Source organism: Paraflavitalea pollutisoli, from assembly GCF_029360705.1.
Taxonomy (GTDB): domain Bacteria; phylum Bacteroidota; class Bacteroidia; order Chitinophagales; family Chitinophagaceae; genus Paraflavitalea; species Paraflavitalea pollutisoli.
Genome location: NZ_JARKMX010000008.1, coordinates 346393 through 365328, shown reverse-complemented (window position 1 = coordinate 365328; position 18936 = coordinate 346393). Strand labels below are relative to the sequence as shown.

Annotated in this window: 12 protein-coding genes; all 12 read left to right on the top strand. The window is 52.7% G+C overall.

All coding sequences use genetic code 11. The features are described 5' to 3' along the window. The first annotated feature begins 2 nt into the window (after positions 1-2). The 12 genes from P2W70_RS15640 (at position 3) to P2W70_RS15585 (ending at position 18587) form a co-directional block, all read left to right on the top strand. Positions 3-821, top strand: a complete 819-nt coding sequence (locus P2W70_RS15640; RefSeq protein ID WP_276482426.1) for a CHRD domain-containing protein — start codon at positions 3-5, stop codon at positions 819-821. A 31-nt stretch (positions 822-852) separates the two neighbouring features. Continuing rightward, positions 853-3879 carry a SusC/RagA family TonB-linked outer membrane protein gene (locus P2W70_RS15635; RefSeq protein WP_276482425.1) on the top strand — a complete coding sequence of 1009 codons (3027 nt, stop codon included), beginning with the start codon at positions 853-855 and terminating at the stop codon, positions 3877-3879. Between the two features lie 5 nt (positions 3880-3884). Continuing rightward, positions 3885-5513 (top strand): RagB/SusD family nutrient uptake outer membrane protein, encoded by a 1629-nt coding sequence (locus tag P2W70_RS15630; RefSeq protein ID WP_276482424.1) that lies wholly within the window; start codon positions 3885-3887, stop codon positions 5511-5513. A gap of 36 nt (positions 5514-5549) precedes the next feature. Beyond that, positions 5550-8666, top strand: a complete 3117-nt coding sequence (locus tag P2W70_RS15625; protein WP_276482423.1) for a SusC/RagA family TonB-linked outer membrane protein — start codon at positions 5550-5552, stop codon at positions 8664-8666. 10 nt (positions 8667-8676) lie between these two features. Beyond that, positions 8677-10416 (top strand): RagB/SusD family nutrient uptake outer membrane protein, encoded by a 1740-nt coding sequence (locus P2W70_RS15620; RefSeq protein WP_276482422.1) that lies wholly within the window; start codon positions 8677-8679, stop codon positions 10414-10416. A gap of 46 nt (positions 10417-10462) precedes the next feature. After that, entirely contained in the window at positions 10463-12484 is a 2022-nt protein-coding gene (locus tag P2W70_RS15615; RefSeq protein WP_276482421.1) for a glycoside hydrolase family 2 protein, read from the top strand. A 9-nt stretch (positions 12485-12493) separates the two neighbouring features. Continuing rightward, positions 12494-13954, top strand: a complete 1461-nt coding sequence (locus P2W70_RS15610) for an alpha-L-fucosidase (protein WP_276482420.1) — start codon at positions 12494-12496, stop codon at positions 13952-13954. Positions 13955-14066: 112 nt separating this feature from the next. Further along, positions 14067-15542, top strand: coding sequence for a rhomboid family intramembrane serine protease (locus P2W70_RS15605; RefSeq protein WP_276482419.1), 1476 nt, complete (start codon positions 14067-14069; stop codon positions 15540-15542). Between the two features lie 29 nt (positions 15543-15571). After that, a complete protein-coding gene (locus P2W70_RS15600) occupies positions 15572-16534 on the top strand; it encodes a DUF2157 domain-containing protein (protein WP_276482418.1) in 963 nt (320 codons plus the stop codon). Further along, on the top strand, positions 16521-17594 hold the full coding sequence (locus tag P2W70_RS15595) for a DUF4401 domain-containing protein (protein WP_276482417.1): 1074 nt from the start codon (positions 16521-16523) through the stop codon (positions 17592-17594). The genes P2W70_RS15600 and P2W70_RS15595 overlap by 14 nt, the downstream gene beginning before the upstream one ends. Beyond that, positions 17581-18069, top strand: coding sequence for a GDYXXLXY domain-containing protein (locus P2W70_RS15590; RefSeq protein WP_276482416.1), 489 nt, complete (start codon positions 17581-17583; stop codon positions 18067-18069). Before P2W70_RS15595 ends, P2W70_RS15590 begins: the two co-directional genes overlap by 14 nt. 119 nt (positions 18070-18188) lie before the next feature. Further along, positions 18189-18587 (top strand): hypothetical protein, encoded by a 399-nt coding sequence (locus tag P2W70_RS15585; RefSeq protein WP_276482415.1) that lies wholly within the window; start codon positions 18189-18191, stop codon positions 18585-18587. Positions 18588-18936 lie beyond the last annotated feature (349 nt).

The window sequence follows — 18936 nt, the reverse complement described above, 5'->3', positions numbered from 1 at the left end:
ATATGATAAAGATTCCGATCAGAGCGGTGCTGTACACATTGTGCTGCCTGCTGTTGTTTTCCTGCCAGAAGGAAGACGAAGTGGTGGAAACCGCTTATCTCCGCAAGTACTGGAACGAAACTGCCAGCAGCCAATTTGAAGTACCGGTTACCCGCTCCAATGAATTAAAAGCCCGTTGTTTTCTCAACCTCATGACGGACCATGTCTTTTACTACGACATCCTCGTGGATGCCGATGGAAAAGAGGACGTCATCACGGGCGCCGGTTTGTACACCGGTACCCCGTCCAGCGCCGGCACTTTGCTGGTGGGCTTGCAACCAACGATCAATGGCCGCCATGTAAAGGGTAGCGTGAACCTGACTGCCGCACAGGCACAGCAACTCATGGAGCAACCCATGTTCCTGAATGTTACATCGGCGGGTAATCCGGCCGGACTGGTACGCCTGCAGCTCGACAAGAACATCGACTGGAGCCTGGACCTGGCCCTGCGTGGTGATGCCGTGGTACCGGCCGTGACTACCACCACCACCGGCAAACTGGTGTTGCGCATCACGACCGACAAAGTTTTGCATTACCAATTTCTGGTTGATGGGGTAGAAGCCGGCAACACACTGACCGCGGCCCACCTGCATGCAGGTGCTGCCGGGACCAATGGCGCGCTGCAATACACCTTTGCGACGGCAGCCGGTGACTTCAATACCGCCAAGTCCGTAACCGGCGTGGCTGATGCGATACTGTCACTACTGAAGACGGGTACCGGCTATGTAGATGTGCATGCTGCTAACCAGCCCGATGGCCTGCTGCGCGGTCAGCTTCGATAAGAAAGTCTTTTCATCAACATTAACTGCAACCATGTCAACGAACTCAATCAAGATAACCCGCCTGGGGCTGCTGCTGGGCCTTGGCCTGCTGGCCGCGGAAGCAGGTTTTGCCGGTGTATACGACCAGCAAACCCCGGTAGCCGATACCGCCACGAAAAAGATCAGCGGTAAAGTGGTCAACGCCGAAGGGCGTCCGGTGACCGAAGCGGATGTAACCAACAAAACCAATGGTGAAACCGTTCAAACCAACAAGACCGGCAGCTTTTCCCTGGCTGCCCATGCCGGCGATGAACTAGCCGTGCAGTTGGAAGGTTATGCGACCAGTAACTATACCATTACGGGCCTGGAGAAAGGCTCCTTACAACTCGTATTGCGCGAACAATCCCTGTCGGGTAGTCGTAGTCTGCACCTGCCCGCGGGTATCCGGCCTGCCGACCAGGTAACCAGCTCCTACGACGTTGTCTACAACAAAGACCTGATCAAAAGCCCGGTGGTAGACATTACCAATGCCCTCGCAGGCCGGCTGACAGGCTTGTATACCCTGCAGCAGGGTGCCACACCGGGTAGTGAAAAAGCCAACCTGTATGTGCGCGGTATCAGCAATCCACTCATCGTGATCGACGGCATTCCCCGTCCGTACACGTTGCTGAACCCGGCAGAAATTGAAAGTGTAACGGTATTGAAAGACGCCCTGGCAGCTAACCTGTACGGTATGCGGGCCGCCAATGGCGCTTTGCTGATCAATACCCGCAAAGGAGTGCCCGGCCGACAAACGATCTCTTTCACAGCCCAGTACGGCATACAACAACCTACCACCCGCGCTCAATACCTGAATGCCTACGATTATGCCCGCCTCTTCAACGAGGCGCTGAGCAACGACGGTAAGCCAGCATTGTACACGGAGGCAGATCTCGCTGCTTATAAAAATGGCAGCGATCCTTACGGTCACCCGGACGTAGACTGGCAGAAAGCCCTGCTGCGCGACCAAACACGCTTTACGCGGTATAGTGCCGATATATCAGGCGGTGGTAAGTTTGCCCAGTACTACCTGGCCCTGGACCATGTGAACCAGCAGGGGATTTTCACCACAGACGCCAAGAACTCTTACAACACCAACAACGATTACAAGCAATACAGCATCCGTTCGAATGTAACGATGAACGTGAATACGAGCCTCAAGGCTTTCCTGAATGTATTTGCCCTCGTACAAAATGGCAACCAGCCCGGGGTCACGACCAGTTCGGTATTCTCCGCCATTCCGATCGTGCCCAACAATGCTTATCCCATCCGCAACCCCGACAACAGTTTTGCCGGAACTACCGAGCGCACGACCAACCTGCTGGGCAACGTCATCAACGCGGGTTACCTGATGGATTACAACCGCAACCTGTATGCCGATGTAGGTCTGCAGCAAAGTCTTGACCGGCTGCTCAAAGGGCTTTGGGTGAAAGCCAAGGCCTCCTTTGGCACGGACCTCACGGAGTACATCATCCGTTCCAAAACCTACGCCACGTATAAGATGAATATCGGCGCTGCCGGCGATACCACCTATACCAAGTTCAATACCGACGGTACACAATCCAATACGGGTGGCGTGCTCGTGCAATCACGCAACAATTACTGGGAAGCGACCCTGGGGTACGACCGTAGCTTTGCCGGTGGCCATACCGTAGGTGCCCGCGCTATTGCCAGCGCACAACAGTACGGCTCCGATGCCGACCTGCCCCTGCAATACAACAACTACTCCTTCAACGGTACCTACAATTACAAAGGCAGGTACGACCTGGAACTGGCCCTGACAGCCCAACAACAGAACCGTTATCCATCGGCCAAAGATGTGGGTGTTTTCCCCGCAGCTGGCATTGGCTGGACGATCAGTCAGGAAAGCTGGTTTCCCCACTTGAAATCATTGAACAGTCTGCGCCTCAAATCTTCGTACGGCCGCGTTGGCCTCGACGATGTGGGTTATTATGTGTACCAACAGTATTACAACAGTAGTGGTGGTTACGTCAACGGGGTATCACCTACTACCGTGTCAGGCATTACAGAGGCGTCGCTGGCCAACCCGAATGTCACCTGGGCAAAGGCCGACAAACTGAATATCGGCGCCGAGGCGGAACTATTGCAACACCGGCTGCGTGTAGCGCTGGAGTATTACCGCGACAGCTACTTTGACCTGATGCAGGTGCGGGGCCGCTCGCTGGCCTTCCTCGGCAATACCTGGCCCGAAGAGAACATCGGCAAGAACCTGTACAAGGGCTGGGACCTGAGTGTACACTACAACGACGCTATCGGCAACGTTAAATACTATGCCGGTTTGAAGTTGAGCACCCGCCAGTCGGAGATCGTGTTCATGGATGAAGTAGACCGGAAATACGATTGGATGAAACGTACCGGTCAGAAAGTAGAACAGCTGTACGGCTATATCGCCGAAGGTTTTTATTCGGCGGCAGATATCAGCGGTAAACTGCCTACGCTCGAAGGCTACAGCCCCGTACCGGGCGATATCAAATACCGTGACCTCAATGGTGATGGTGTAATCAACCGCTATGATGTGACGGCTATTGGCAACCAACACCCTTTCATCAGTGGCGGCTTGCAGGCGGGCGTGGAATACAAGGGCATTTCTTTCAGCTTCCTGTTGCAAGGTACCGCCAACCGCGACCTGCTGCTGAACAGTTCCAATTACGAGTTTCAGACATTAAGTGGTGGAGGATACGGACAGGCGCAGGCGCATCACCTCGATCGCTGGACGCCCGAAACGGCCGGTACGGCAACTTATCCCCGCCTGACGGTCGGCAACAATGTCAACAACCAGACGGCTTCCACCTTTTGGCTGCACAAGGGCGACTACCTGCGCCTGAAGAATATCGAACTGGCCTGGTCGGTGCCCACCCGCTGGATCAATGCCGTGAAGCTGACAGGCGCCCGCGTGTTCATCAATGGTTTCAATCTTTTCACGCTCACCGAAGTGGACCGCCTCGATCCGGAATATCCTGCTGCTGCGGGTTATCCCATCCAGAAGGTCTTCAATGCAGGCGTTAACCTCAAATTTTAATCAACATGCGAACTGCTCAATCCAATATATGGTTACTGGCACTGATCTGTACGATGGTCAGTTGCAAGAAAGCGATCGAAGACTATCCGCAGGAACGCCTGGAAGAAGAAGAGATCTTCGACCCCAGGGATAGCGTGGGTACCAATTCCCGACAGTTTCTGATGAATGTATATGCTTATCTGCCCAATCACTTTACCGGGGTGGGAGAGAATGCCCTGCAGGATGCAGCGACCGACGATGCGGTATACCGCTATCCCGCCGGCACCGTAGAAACATTCGTGAACGGCCGCTGGACCTCCTGGAATATGCCGGATGATGTGTGGAGCCGTTATTATGTCGGTATCCGCCGCGCCAACCTGTTCCTCTCGAAGGTGGACATCGTGCCACTGAAAACAGCCGGACAGAAAGACCAATGGAAAGCCGAAGCACGTTTTTGCCGGGCGCTATTCTATTTCGAACTGGTAAGGCGCTGGGGTGGTGTACCCCTGCTGGGCAACGAAGTACTGACGCTGGAGGGCAACGTGGACTTTACTCGCAATACCTTCGACCAATGTATACAATACATCGTGTCGGAATGTGACGCGGTGAAGGACGTATTGCTGCGCGAAAACGTGATCGCCGACGGCGACTGGGGCCGGGTAACCCGTACCGGTGCCCTGGCACTCAAAGCAAGGGCACTGCTGTATGCTGCGAGCCCGCTCAACAATGCAGGCAACGATGTCACCAAATGGCAAGCCGCTGCACAGGCCGCCAAAGACATTATCGACCTCAACTACCACGCGCTGGCCACCAATTTTTCTACCCTGTTTACCACGCGGCGCGATAAAGAAATCATCCTGAATTACCAGGCCAATACCAGCAGCACCCTGGAGACGAACTACGGGCCGATCGGTTATTCCGGCGCCAGTGCCGGTTCGGGCTTAATGAACCCCACGCAAAACCTGGTGGAAGCCTTCCCCATGAAAAATGGCAAGGCCATTACAGAAAGTGGGTCGGGATACGATCCGCAAGCGCCTTATACCAACCGCGACCCCAGGCTGGCTGCTACCGTACTATACAATACGCTGGGATGGCTCAACCGTCCCGTGGAGTTGTATGATGGTGGCCGGGACTATGCCGGTACGCAAACAGGGTATTATATGCGCAAGTTCCTCGGTGCTTTTACAACCAGTACGGCCTACGCAGCCACCAACCACAATGCCATGATCTTCCGGTATGCGGAAGTGCTGCTCAACTATGCAGAAGCTTTGTGCGAGGCCAATACCCTGGTACCGGAAGAAGCGTATAAGGCACTGGAGCTGATCCGTCAACGGGCAGGCTTGTCGCCCTATACCATCACCCGCGGCCTGAGCCAGGCGGCCTTCCGTACGCTGGTACGCAACGAACGTCGCGTGGAGCTGGCTTTTGAAGGACACCGTTTCTGGGATATCCGTCGCTGGAAAATCGGCGCGGAGGTGTTGAACAAGACCCTGCTACGAGGTGTAGCGGTTACCAAAACCGGCACGACGTATACCTACGATGCGCAGCGCCCCGTATTGACGACCTCGACCTGGGAGGATAAGTTATACCGCTATCCCATCCCGGTAGCCGAGATCGAGAAAAGCAAGTTGTTGTTGCAAAACACCGGCTGGTAAGTTCATTCTATTCTTTCAACTACTCAACACAGCGTTATGTATAAAATACTCTCCTGGTTACTGGTCCTGCTGACCGCCGCACAAGTGTCGCTGGCGCAAAGCAGGGTGATCAAGGGTACGGTCACCGACGGTACTACCGGCCTGGCCGGTGTCACCGTCGCGGACCAAAACAATCACTCCAACTCAACGGTGACCGACGAAGCGGGTAAATTTTCGCTCACCCTCAAAGATGCCCAATCTCAATTGCTGGTGTTTTCCAGTGTTGGCTACCTGACCTATACAATCGACCTGAAAGGCAGGACTTCCGTATCGGTAGCCCTGCAAACCGCCTCTACCGACATGAATGAGGTGATGGTGGTAGGCTACGGTCGCAAAAAAAAGATCACCAATACGGGCGCCGTCAGCATGGTGACCGGAACAGAGATCCGCCAGAGCCCATCGGCCAGCCTGCAAAACTCGCTGGTGGGTCGCTTGCCTGGCTTCTTTGCGCAGCAACGTTCGGGACAGCCCGGCCGCGATGGTGCAGATTTCTACATCCGCGGTATCAGCTCCTATAACTCGAGCGCCAGTCCGCTGATCATCGTCGACGATATTGAAGTGAGTTATGACCAGGTACGCGACATCGATCCCAACGAGATCGAAAGTCTTTCTATCCTGAAAGACGCATCTACTACGGCTGTATACGGGATCAAAGGCGCCAATGGCGTACTGGTGATCACCACGCGGCGTGGTAAAGAAGGCAGGCCCAAAGTGAACTTCCGTACGGAAGCAGGCTTGCAGAAACCCACTTTCTATTTCAACTTTTTGCCCGCCTACCAGGACCTGTTGCTGATGCGCGAGAAATCGCTGGCCAGCAAGGAGAATCCTGTAGGTACTTATCCCGACCTGTATTCGGACGAGGCTATCCAGAAGTACAAGGACCAGAGCGATCCGTATAGCTACCCCGACGTCAACTGGATCGACGCATTGAGCAAGAAGAGCACAATGCAATTACGCGACAACATCGACATCAGTGGCGGTACCAAGAATGTGAAGTACTTTATTTCCGGTGGCTATGTATACCAGGATGGCATCTTCAAAGACTTCAGCAAATCGCAGGGATTCAACAGCAACTATTATTATAAGCGCTACAATTTCCGCAGCAACCTCGACATTACAGCAACCCCCACTACGACGTTCCGCTTTGACCTGTCCGGCCGGTTTGGTGAAACCAACGAGCCCTATATTGCCGATGCGAACATGAGCGGCGGAGCCTGGCCCATCTGGCGCCAGATCATGTCGGGGGTACTGCCTTCTTATGGTTACCCGATCTACAATCCCGATGGTAGTTTTGGCGCCAAAGGTGGCCTGGCCATCAACCCGGTGGGTGTATTGACGCTGAACGGTTATGAACGTTCTTTCGACAACAACTTCAACGTGAACTTTACCGGCAACCAGAAACTTGATTTCCTGACCAAGGGGCTGGCCTTGCATGGTACGGTAGCGTTCACTTCTTATGCCATCGACTACAAGTCACTCGTTCGTAACAATTTCCCGGCCTACGATTACAACAGCGCTACGGGCGAATATTCGCTGTACAACACCAACAAGGAACTGTACCGCATCCCGGCACTGTCGGCGACCAACGCGGGCATGGATGCCAGTGAGTTCCCCAGTACCAGCAAGCGAATCAATATGCAGGCTTCGCTGACCTGGAACCGCGATTTCGGCGACCACAATATCGCCTTGCTCGCCCTGTACAACCAGTATTCCTATACAGCAGCCAATAACAGTCCTGCCTTCACTCCTGAGAACTTCAAAGGGTATACCGGTCGGATCACCTATAACTTCCAGGAAAAATATCTGTTGGAGCTGGTGGCCGGCTACAATGGCACGGACCGTTTCAAAGCCAAGAAACGATATGGTTTCTTCCCCGCAGTCTCTGCCGGCTGGAACGTCAGCTCCGAGCCATTCTTCAAAGACATCCACTGGATCGACAATTTCAAGATCCGTGCATCCTGGGGTAAGGTAGGCAGCGACCAGATCAGCGGTTTCCAGTACCTCTACGAAGAAGTGTATGGTCGCACCAACAGCAGCAGTTATGGCAGCAACTACTCCTTTGGCGAAACACCTGTTACGCAGCCGTATATCCTGCCCACCTCACTGGCCAATAATGATGTGCGCTGGGAAATGGAAGAGCAGAAAAACCTGGGCATAGACCTGCGCCTGTTCAAAGGCCGGTTGGGCATCACCGCAGATGTATTTGACCGCTATCGCTACGACATCCTCGACAAGCCCAAGAGTACACCTTCTTATGCCGGTCTGGGCAGCACCTTGCCGGCCATCAACCTCGGCCGTGTAAGCAACAAGGGATTTGAAGTAGAGGTGAGCTGGAATCAAAAGGTGGGCGAGGTCAACCTGTTTGCCAAGGCCAATTATACCTATGCCAAAAACAAGATCCTCTTCAGCGACGAAGTAGCCCCCACGTATCCGCTGCAGGCAACCACCGGCCGGTCGATCGGTCAGTTCTTCGGTTATGTATGGAGTGGAAAGTTCTACAACGACCTGCTCGATATCGATACCAGTGCTGCCGTGGATGGGTACAACATCCTGCCTGGCGCGCTGAAGATGGTCGATATCAACGGCGACGGCCATATCAACGATGCCGATAAAACGGCCATCGGCAACCCGAACAGGCCCAATACCTACTATGGTTTCAGCCTGGGCTTCTCGTACCGTGGGTTCGATGTATCGGCCATGTTTCAGGGTACCGCCGGCAGCAGCTTCTATACGGAGCTGTTCAGCCTCGGTGTGAACGTAAAGACCATGAACATCCACCAGCAACGGTGGACACCTGCTACCGCCGGCACCGCCAATTTCATGCGCCTGGGCGAGGGTGGGGGCCTGGGTGGCGTATTGTCTTCGTACTGGTTGCGCCCGGCCGACTACCTGCGTTTGAAGAACGTAGAACTGGGATATAAACTGCCCGCCGGCATCACGAAGAGACTGCACGTAGAGAATATCCGGATCTATGCCAATGGGCTGAACCTGTACACCTGGTTCAAACTGAAGATCTACAACATCGATCCGGAAAATACGTCGAACAGTACCTCGGCATTGAACAGCTATCCGCAACAAAAAGTATTCAATGCTGGCCTCAGCGTCACTTTCTAAATCATCAAGCATGAAACAGTTTTCGATCTATACAATGATTGTTCTGGCATTGGCCATGGCATTCATGACGACATCCTGTTCGAAAAAAGGCAGCGACTTCCTTGATAAGACGGAGTCGGGCACGATCAATGAAGCGATCACTTTTGCAGACAGTATCCGCACCATGGAATTCCTGAACGGTATTTACCAGGGGTTGCAGAACAACTACAAACAAACCTACCTCACCAACTACGGCAGCATGGCCGATTGCGTGGATGAAGGCGAAGTCATGTGGACGGGTGCCGCCAATTATCCGGTACCCATCAACCAGGGCAACCTGAGCGCTACCTATGCCTGGGTAAGCGGTGCCTGGTCGCACTGGTTCTCCCGTATCCGCAACAGCAATATTTACCTGAAGAATGTCACCAAATCGCCGTTGAGCGCAGAGATGAGAACACGTACATCCGGGGAGGCACGATTTCTCCGGGCCTGGTATTATCACCAACTGGTACGTTTTTTTGGTGGTGTTCCACTCCTGGGCGATACGACCTTCACCCCCGACGAACTGGTTAGCATGCCCCGTAATACCCTCGAAGAATCGATCGCGTATATCGTATCAGAACTGGATGCCGTGGCGCAATTGTTACCGGCGGACATGCCCGGCATCGACTATGGCCGCGTAACCCGCGGAGCCGCCCTGGCGTTGAAAGCGCGGACCTTGTTGTATGCCGCCAGTCCGCTGATGAATGGTGGCTACGATGGTCAAAAGGGTTTCGAAGCAGCCCCGGAAAGGAAGGTGCTGGTGAGCTATGCCAGCTACGATGCCAACCGCTGGAAGGTCGCTGCAGACGCCTTCAAGGCGGTGATCGACCTGAACAAGTATAGCCTGTATGAAGACAATACCACGGCGCCTGGCTATGGTTTCTATAAAATGTTTCACCAGCGCGTCAACAGCGAGGCGATCTTCCAAATGATGGATCCACCCAATACACGCCTCGAAGGCATGTGGCTGCCACCCACCCGGGGCGGACAGGGTGCTTCGTATCCTGGTCAGCAATTGGTAGACGCTTTCCCGATGAAAGACGGCAAAGCAATCACCGATGCTGCCAGTGGTTACAACCCGGCCAATCCCTATGTAGACCGCGATCCACGTTTTTACTATACGGTATTGTACAATGGAGCGCTGTTCCGCGGCACCAGCACGGTGACGCAATCACCTGTCTATACTTATTTCGGTGCACCCACCGATGGTATGGGCGTGTCGAGTTATACCACGCGCACCGGCTACTACTGCCGCAAGATGCTGAACAATGAAGGCACCGGCAATACACAGCGTTGTATGCCCGAGATCCGCTATGCAGAAGTGTTGTTGAGTTATGCAGAAGCCTTGAACGAGTTCAGCGGTCCTTCGCAGCCAGTGTATGATGCGGTCAACGCCATCCGCCGCCGTGCCGGCCTGTCGCCGTTTGAACTACCTGCGGGATTGACGAAAGAATCGATGCGCGAAGCCATCCGTACCGAACGCCGCATCGAGCTGGCGTATGAGAACCAGCGTTATTTCGACGTGCGTCGCTGGAAAATCGCCCACGATCCGGAAGTGGTGATCCTGCGGGGTATCAAATGGACCAAAGACGGCAGTAATTACAAAAGAGAAGATATCGTGGCCGATCCACGTGCTTTCAATCACCCGGCCATGTATTATTTCCCCATCCCGGCAACGGAAATGGGACGTCAGCCAAAGTTTTTTCAAAACCCCGGGTATTTACAATAGGGCAGCTATATAGTATCACACAAAAAGTTATTAAAGCAGGTTATTCATGAAGAGACGTTATTGGTTCGTGTTGGGAGGATGTTTATGTTGTATCCGATCCCTGTCGCAAACGGTTCGCACCCGGCTGGAATCTCCTTTTACCACGCAATGGCAGTTCAGCAAACCAGGAGAGGAGTGGTCACCCGTTACCATTCCTCACACCTGGAATGCGGTGGACATGCAAACCACCAAAGCCTTTTACCAGGGTACGGCCCACTACAAAAAAGAGTTGGTGGCCGATACCGCCTGGCGCAACAAACGGGTATTCCTGCGCTTTGAAGGCGTAGGGGCAGTGGCCGACCTGTATGTGAATGACCGGTTCATCGGACAACACAAAGGCGGCTACGGGGCATTTGCTTTCGACATTGCTCCCGTACTGCAATTCGGGCAGGCCAATACCATCGTGGTAAAAGCCAGCAACGAATCGCGGGAAGATGTGATCCCGATCAATCACCGCCTGTTTGGCGTATATGGTGGTATCTATCGTCCGGTAAAACTGATCGTCACCGACAAGCTGCACATTGCTGTCACCGACAATGCCTCCACTGGTGTATACATCCGCCAGGAAAAGGTATCAGCAGCTCAGGCAGGCATTCAGGTAACCACCAAACTGGAAAACAAGACCGGTCAACCGGCCAACGCCGTACTCACGACCAGCATCTACGATGCCGGCGGCAAGCTGGTACGCACGGCCACCAGCCGCGTACAGGTTAGGCCACAGGGCCTGCAACATTTTGTGCAGGGCCTTGCACTCACCAAACCCCATCTGTGGCAGGGCGTAGATGATCCTTACCTGTACAAAGTGGTGGTGCGTGTGCAGCAAAACGGGCAAACGATCGATGAAGTAACGCAACCACTGGGTGTGCGCAAATTCGAGATCGTTCCGCGCAAAGGATTTTTCCTCAATGACAAACCCTATGTACTGCATGGCGTATGCCGTCACCAGGATTGGTGGGGCAGTGGCAGCGCCCTGAGCAACGAGCAACACGCGGCCGACCTGGCCACCATTCGCGAGATGGGCGCCACCAGCATCCGACTGGCGCATTACCAGCAAGCAGAGTATATGTATGCGAAGGCCGACAGCATGGGGCTCATCATCTGGGCAGAAATTCCATTTGTGAATGCGGTCAGTGGTAAAGAAAACGATAACGCCAAACAGCAACTGGTAGAACTGATCCGTCAGAACTTCAACCATCCATCGATCTATGTATGGGGGTTGCACAATGAGGTATACGGAAAATCAGCAGCCGACTATACAACCGTATTGACAAGTTCCTTACACGAGATTGCCAAAACCGAGGACCCCGACCGCTATACCATCAGCGTAAACGGCTATGGTACGATGGAGCGGCCCGAAAACCAGGTGGCCGACCTGCAGGGCATGAACCGCTATTACGGTTGGTACGAGGGTAAAACACCCGATCTGGAAGGGTGGGTGACAGGCCTGGCGGCCAAATACCCCGACCACAAGGTGATCTTGTCGGAATATGGAGCCGAGGGCAACGTATTCCAGCAGGATGAAGCGCCCCCGGTGAAGTTTGACCCCGTGAATGGGCAGTATTTTCCCGAGCAAATGGAAACACGTTACCATGAGACGCAATGGGGTATTCTTTCAAAACAACATTACCTGGCCGGTACGTATCTCTGGAACATGTTCGACTTTGCCGTGCCTTTGTGGAACCGGGGCGGCATCGCTTCGCGGAACCTCAAGGGCCTGGTAACCTTTGACCGCCAGGTGAAGAAAGATGCTTTTTATTGGTACAAGGCCAATTGGAGCAAGGAGCCGGTGTTGTACATTGCAGACCGGCGCTTTACACACCGCAAACCGGGAAAAACAACGATCACTGTTTATAGCAACCGTGGCAAGCCTGCGCTTTCGGTCAACGGTAAACCCATCGCCAACATGCGACAGGGCACTACGGCGGTACATTATGTATTCGACCAAGTCGTCCTGCAGCCGGGAGTTAACAAGATCAGTGTAAGTACCAGCGATACCCTGACGGATGCCGTTGAGTGGATGGTCGAGTAATTGAATAAAATGAGAACAACAATGACAGCCTATAGAAAATATGCAACGATAACGCTGGCAAGCCTGTTGGCGCTGCAAGTATCCGTGGCACAAACGACATCAGCAGCACCGAAGAAGTCACTGCAATATGGTGCCCAGTACACGGGTAAACGCAAGGATACTGCCATGGCGAAATTCCGGACCAATCGCTTCGGACAGTTCATCCATTGGGGTTTGTATTCGATACCTGGTGGAATCTGGCAGGGCAAGACGTACAACTACGCCGCCGAGTTCCTGAAATCGAGTGCACATATCCCTACCAGTACCTGGGATTCGCTGCAGTACCAGTTTAACCCGACTAAATTCGACGCCAGGGCCTGGGCCAAAATGGCGAAGCGTATGGGCGTGAAGTACATGACCATAACTACCAAGCACCACGAAGGGTTTTGCTTGTGGTCGAGCCAGTATACCAACTTCCACGTGGGCAATACGCCCTTCAAAAGAGACATTCTACAAGAGCTGGTGACGGCCTACAATGCGGAAGGCATCGATGTCAACTTTTATTATTCGGTACTGGACTGGCACCATCCTGACTGGAAATATGATATCAAAACAGCGGCCGACCAAACGCAATTCCTGCGTTACCTCGACTTTGCCTATAACCAGTTGAAGGAACTGGCTACCCGTTACCCTACGGTGAAATGTTTTTGGTTTGATGGCACCTGGGACAACAGCATCAAGAAAAACGGCTGGTGGACACTGGAAGTGGAGAAGATGCTGAAGCAAACCATACCTGGCGTGATTGTCAACAGCCGTTTGCGGGCGGATGATTATGGCGCACGCCATCGTGACTCGAATGGAGAGCTGATGGGTGATTATGAATCGGGGTATGAGCGCCGGCTGCCCGATCCGGTGAAAGACCTGGTAGTGACACAAACCGATTGGGAGGCTTGCATGACGATTCCGGAGAACCAATGGGGCTATCATAAGGACTGGAGCCTCTCGTATGTAAAAACACCCCAAGAACTGATAGAAATGCTGACGCTGGCCACCTCACTCGGAGGAAATTTCCTGCTCAATTTCGGTCCGCAAGGGGATGGCGCCATCCGCCCCGAAGAACAGCAGATCGCAACGGCCATCGGCGACTGGATGAAAGTCAATGGGGAGGCGATCTATGGCGGGGACTATGCCGGTTTGAAAAAACAGGACTGGGGTTATTTCATCCGCCAACCGGGCAGCAACAAACTATATATGGTCGTTTTCAACCAACCGCTTTCCGGAATAGCCCGGTTGCAATTGTCCGATAAGACGAAGCTGCTCCGCAGCTACCTGCTGGAGGCGCCCGGTCAAACCCTGCGCTGGCAGGAAACGCAAAAGAACCAGTACAACCTTTCACTGCCCGTGCTGAAGAAAACGGCGCCTTATGTGATCGTACTGGAAACGGAACAGGGTAGCGGGTCCACCGGCAATTACCAGGAAGCAAAAACCTGATAAGGGGGTAGGCGAATCGATAATTTATCTCTACCTTCCCGACTTGATATAACCGGCAGGAGCGCGTGTACCACCTGGTAGCCTGTTCCTGCCGGTTTTAAATTATCGACCCATGGCAATAGGCTGGAGCCCCAAACACAAAGAGCAGTATCCCTTAGGCGATCTTTCACACGCCCATTTTCTGGTGCTTGCGGCCAACGCCGCGTCGGCACTTGGCTGGCAGGTCGTACACCTCAGTTCAGCAGGCCTCATTGCCTCCACGAAAATGAGTATGGCTTCCTGGGGAGAAGATGTAACCATACAGCTGGCAGACAGTTCCGCCTTAATCAAAAGCGAGGTCAACGGCAACCAGATTGTTGACTGGGGACGCAACAAGAAAAACATCATCCGTTTCCTGGATATGCTGGAAACATTGAGAGCCTCCACACCGGCTTCATCGCTCGACGAACAATATGAATCGCTCCAGCTGCAATTTGTCGCACCCGAACTGGACGAACTGCGGCAGCCGCCACCCACCGCCACAGACAACGCCAAAAGCATCCTAAGCCTGTTTATTCCAACCAAAGGATATTTTGTAACGCCTATCATCGTTATCCTCAATATCGTAGTCTTCCTCCTCATGGTCTTTAGCGGCGTTCATATCATGGAGCCCGATTCTGAAAGCTTGTTGAAATGGGGGGCTAATTTCAGGCCCGTTACGTTGGAGGGTGAATGGTGGCGATTACTAACCTGCTGCTTCATCCATATCGGCATCCTACACCTGCTGCTCAATATGTATGCCCTGGTGTACATCGGTGCCCTGCTGGAGCCTTTGCTGGGTAGTGTACGCTTCCTGGTCGCATACCTGCTAACCGGTATCGCTGCGAGTACAGCCAGTCTATGGTGGCATGACCTGACGGTCAGTGCCGGTGCGTCCGGCGCCATATTCGGTATGTATGGTGTATTCCTGGCCCTACTGACCACCAACCTGATCGAAAAAACAGCCCGGCAGGCGCTGCTTACCAGCATCGCCCTGTTTGTAGGCTACAATTTGCTCTTTGGAATAAAGGGAGGTATCGACAATGCTGCGCACATTGGTGGTTTACTCAGCGGGGCCGTGATCGGTTATGCCCTGATACCCGCTTTAAAAAAGCGGGATGGCGGACAATTATCAAAACTGACGCTCGTGGTATTGACGATCGTCGTATTGGGTGGTTCGTACGGGGTGATCCGGAAGCTGCCCAATGATTTTGGTCAATATGACAAAGCCATGAAAGTATTTGTTGAAAACGAAGACAAAGCATTGGCCGTATACAAGCTGCCACAGGGAGCTCCTGCCGATCAACAACTGGCATTGGTTAAGTCCGGTATTGAAGCCTGGCATTCCTGCGACAGTGCCCTGACCGTGATCGGTCAGCTACAGCTATCGCCCGAATTCAAAACCCGCAACGACAAGCTGAAACAGTACGTGCAGCTACGCCTGCAAACCTATCGTTTGCTGCAAGACGACCTGACCGGTGCGCAGCAAATGCATATGGAAACCTACCAGGAACTCACCGAACGCATCAATGTACTCATCGAATCCTTGAATAAACCTGCCAGGAAGTAATTTTGCCTGTCATTGCTAAATGATCGCTCATGCCTCAACCCGATAGAGAAGACATCCACCTCATCAGCCAGTTGACCGACTGGTCTGCCGCCAGTGCCGACCAGGCATTGGAAACCTACGTATACCAGGATAAAACGACGTGGCGGCGCTTCCTGCCCTTATTTTGTTTGTTGCTGGGCGTTGGCCTCACCGTGGCCGGTATTCTTTTCTTCTTTGCGTATAATTGGGCTGACCTGCACAAGTTTGCAAAACTCGGGCTGATAGAAGGGCTGCTGACCTTGCTGGTTCTGCTGGTGATAGGGTCCAAACTTTCCCTTACGGTCAAAAAGACATTGCTTACCGGGGCAGGCATGCTGGTGGGTGTGCTGTTCGCGGTATTTGGCCAGGTATACCAAACGGGAGCCGATGCCTATGACCTGTTCCTTGCCTGGACACTGGGCATTACGTTATGGGTATTCATTATTCATTTTGCACCGATGTGGCTGTTGTACATCCTGCTCTGTAATATTACGATGACGCTTTACGGCCAGCAGGTGTCGTCAAATTGGTCGGGCTTGTGGTACTTCACCCTGCTTTTCCTGCTGGATGCTTTATTTATAGTGATCGCGTTACTGATCGGTTGGAAAAAACCCTCGCTGCGATTGCCCGACTGGAGTATCTTGGTGGTGGCGCTCGGAGCTGCTACGCTGGCTACCCTGGGCGGTATTATGGCCATCTATGATCCGTTCCGTTCCCAGGAACTGCTCATCTACCTCGCCGTCATGATCCCTACCTATACCACTGGGATCTGGTACGGCTACCGCTACAAAAAATTCTTCTACCTCGCAGCCTTACCCTTCAGCCTGATCGTGCTGGGCACCGCCCTGCTGTTAAAGCAATCCTACGACACGGGCATGTTATTCTTTATTTTCCTGTTTGTGGTCGCCAGTGTTACCGGGCTGGTATGGTGGCTGATCAGGATACAAAGACAATTGTCGCATGAAAAGAACTAATGAGATCCCCGCGCTGCTACACAGGTTGCAATCGTTGACTGGTACAGACCTGTCTGATTCGGAAGCCACCCTGGTCCAAGCTTACCAGGCTAAAGAGAAAAACCGGGGATCGCTGATCATCCGGATCCTGATGATCGCTGGCGGTTTCCTGGCAATGGTATTCTTACTGGCTTGCCTGGCAGTATTTGGCCTTTTCGATTCGGAAGGCTCGATCATCGTACTGGGTATCCTGTTTACGATCGCGGGACTGGTCATTGTACAGGCCAAACACCTGTTGGTGGATACGATTGCCGCTACCGCCTTCATGGCCGGGTTGATCCTGATCGGTACAGGCGTAGCGATCAACAACGTTTCATTGACGCAGGTCTGTTTGTTGATGACGATCACGGGACTGGTCTGTTTGGTGATCACCAACAATTCCGTCCTGGCATTTATTGCGGCGCTGACTGCCACCGGGTGCGTTTATTTCATCTTTCCAGCCAGTACCAATTTCGTCGCTTTGTTCGTCACAAGGGCTGTGCTGGCCTGGTTGTTTACCTTACTGATCACACACGAAGCCCGGGTGATCACCTTGCACCCTAAGATGGCGATGCTGTACAGGCCTGTTTGCCTGGCTATGACCTGCAGTTTGCTGGTCGGGTATTTCGCGGGCTGGTTTCAGGAATTCCACCACCTACATAAGTATATACATTACATAGAACCTGTGGCGATAATCGCGGCGATCTTATATGCCATAGTACCGGTATTGAAGCGGTTTGGGATGACCAGCCGGCAAGCCACGTGGAAAGCACTGACAGCTGCTGCACTGTTACTGATACCTACGGTCTTCGTACCCGGAGTGCCTGTTGCCTTGCTGGTATTGCTGCTATCCTTTGGCTGGCGCTATGCGGCTGGGATCGTGCTGGGTATCGCAGCGCTGATCTATTATATCTGTCAGTATTACTACGATCTGCAGCTTTCCCTACTGATGAAGGCGTGGCTGTTGTTGCTACCGGGGGCACTCCTGATCGGTCTTTATTTTGCCTTACACCAACACTTTCAACGCGATGAAAAAATATAAGATCGTACTGATCTGCGCCAACCTGGTGATCGTATTGATGTTCTTTCATTATTCGGTCTACCAGAAAGAAGCCATCTTAACGAAGGGGCAGTTGGTACTGTTACGGCTGGCCCCGGTCGATCCGCGGTCACTGATGCAGGGTGATTATATGGACCTGCGGTATGACATCAGCCGGAATGACAGTGACATTTCCAAAAGCTCGAGCGGTTACCTCGTCGTGCAGCTTGATTCGGGCAATGTAGCCCGGATGGTACGTTTGCAAGACAAAGCAACACCACGGGCAACTGGTGAATACCTGATCAAATATTCCCGGAGAGCCTATCGCGATGTAAGGATCGGTGCAGAATCTTATTTCTTTGAGGAAGGGCAGGGCAGCAAGTACGATTCGGCTGCCTACGGGGGACTTCGGATCGATGACCGGGGAAATTCAGTTTTGACGGGTTTGTACGATAGTCATAAACAACTGATACAATAGCCGCTGCGCACTTCCTGATGGTATGCGGAAAGTATTATTTACAACATCCTGATGGGGTTGGTAGCGGGACTACCAATCCCATTTTTTATTGGAGGTAATTTGCAGGAAATACATTTCTTATGAATTACAAAGTTTGGTTAGTGGTCGCAGTGATCACCGGTGGCCTGGTCAGTGCCGCCTACCATCATCCGACAAGCATCGCAACAATAACAACATCCAACACCCAGGCAAAGGCTGGTGTAACTGACAACAAAGTGGTGTGTGTTTATATGATTTACAATGGATTTGGACCCGAGAATGACAGATCCAGTTATGACACTACGTCAACAGCTCCCGCCTCCTGCAATGGTCATGATATCATTTGTTTCTTCCGCATCTGTGACGATGACGGTGACGTAACGCCAGCTGAATTTGATGATGCCTTTAATGCTCGTAATTTGAAAGATCCGGCGTTAAATTATCTATCAGATGAAGACGAGATACCTGGTGAACTGGAAAAATATACCTCCGGTAAATAACAACCTTACCAGACCTCAATAAGACCAGGCAGGCAATCGATAGTCGATTGCCTGCTTTATTATATGCCTCCTGTATTTAATCAGCATCCGACACTTCAGTCACTAACCAGAAAATTTTAACCCGATTCGGGCAGTGCGACATTCCTACCCATTTTTTAACCATCCTGCGTGGGGGTTTATCCGTATAATGGATAGAATCATTTCACTAATCGTTTTACCTTAGTCATTGTAATGATTAGTTAGTACACAGCTGATGCTGCTGTGTGGTTCCTCCCTGCTTTTTTTGTTTCGACAGCACTCACAGAGATCACAACTATCGACCATTTTTCAGGCAGTTTATCTGCCTGCG